Genomic DNA, 1,100 nt, shown 5'->3' with positions numbered 1-1,100 from the left:
TGGTGGTCAGCTCGGACGCCGCCGCGGAGGCGTATCCGACATGGGGCGGGTACGGGGCGTCCAAGGCGGCGCTGGACCAGCTGGCGGCGGTGCTGGCGGTGGAGGAGCCGGGGCTGCGGGTGTGGTCGGTCGATCCCGGCGACATGGCGACGGACCTGTACGCGGCGGCCGTACCGGACGACGACGATCCGCGTCCTGAGCCGGCCGGTGTGGTGCCCGCCTTCCTGCGGCTGCTGGACGAGCGGCCGGCGAGCGGTCGCTACGGCGCCCCGGCGCTGCTGGAGGAGCGGCGATGACCGTGGCCGTGGAGGTGCCGGAGGAACTGTTCGCGCGGGTGCCGGTGGAGCAGCGGGGGCCGGGTCTTGAGCGGGACTCGGTGCGGCTGCTGGTGTCGCGGGGCACGGCGGTGTCGCATCACGCCTTCGTGGAGCTGCCGCGGCTGCTGCGGGCGGGGGATCTGCTGGTGGTGAACACCTCGCCGACGCTGGCGGCGGCCGTCGGGGGGTGGATCGGGCACGCGCGCGTGGTGGTGCACTTCTCCACGCGCGGTGACGACGGCCGGTGGGCGGTCGAGCTGCGGGATCCCGACGGGCGCGGCACCACGCGTGCGCGCGATTGGAGCAGGGCGCAAAGCGCTCCTTGGAGGGGTGGTGGCGGGAGACGGGCGGGGGCGCCCGCAGGTACGGAGGTGCGGCTGGTCGGGGGTGCGCGGCTGGTGCTGGAGGAGCCGCTGAGCGCGGGCGGGGAGCGGCTGTGGTGGGCGCGCGCGTCGGGGGACGTGCTCGGGGTGCTGCGGGAGCACGGGCGGGCCATCCGGTACGCGTACACGGAGCGGGACCAGCCGCTGTCGGCGTACCAGACGGTGTTCGCGCTGCCGTCGCCGGACGGTGCGGGGAGCGCGGAGATGCCGAGTGCGGGGCGTCCGTTCACCGCGCGGATGGTGGCGGAGCTGGTGAGCCGGGGGGTGCAGTTCGCCCCGGTCACGCTGCACACGGGAGTGGCGTCGGCGGAGGCGCACGAGCCGCCGTATCCGGAGCGGTTCGTGGTGCCGGAGGCGTCGGCGCGGCTGATCGGGGCGGTGCGGGCGGGGGGCGGCCGGG

General features: G+C 76.3%; 2 protein-coding genes. Both read left to right on the top strand.

The window, feature by feature from the left end; translation table 11 throughout:
- A partial coding sequence (locus tag B7767_RS35095; protein ID WP_143652801.1) for an SDR family NAD(P)-dependent oxidoreductase occupies positions 1-296 on the top strand: 296 nt, incomplete at its 5' end.
- Positions 293-1,100 (top strand): S-adenosylmethionine:tRNA ribosyltransferase-isomerase (locus tag B7767_RS35090; protein ID WP_085575608.1); only part of this gene is annotated, 808 nt, incomplete at its 3' end. The genes B7767_RS35095 and B7767_RS35090, both read left to right, overlap by 4 nt.

The sequence above is a fragment of the Streptomyces sp. 13-12-16 genome (assembly GCF_002114215.1).
Taxonomy (GTDB): domain Bacteria; phylum Actinomycetota; class Actinomycetes; order Streptomycetales; family Streptomycetaceae; genus Streptomyces.
This window is presented reverse-complemented; position numbering and strand designations above follow the sequence as displayed.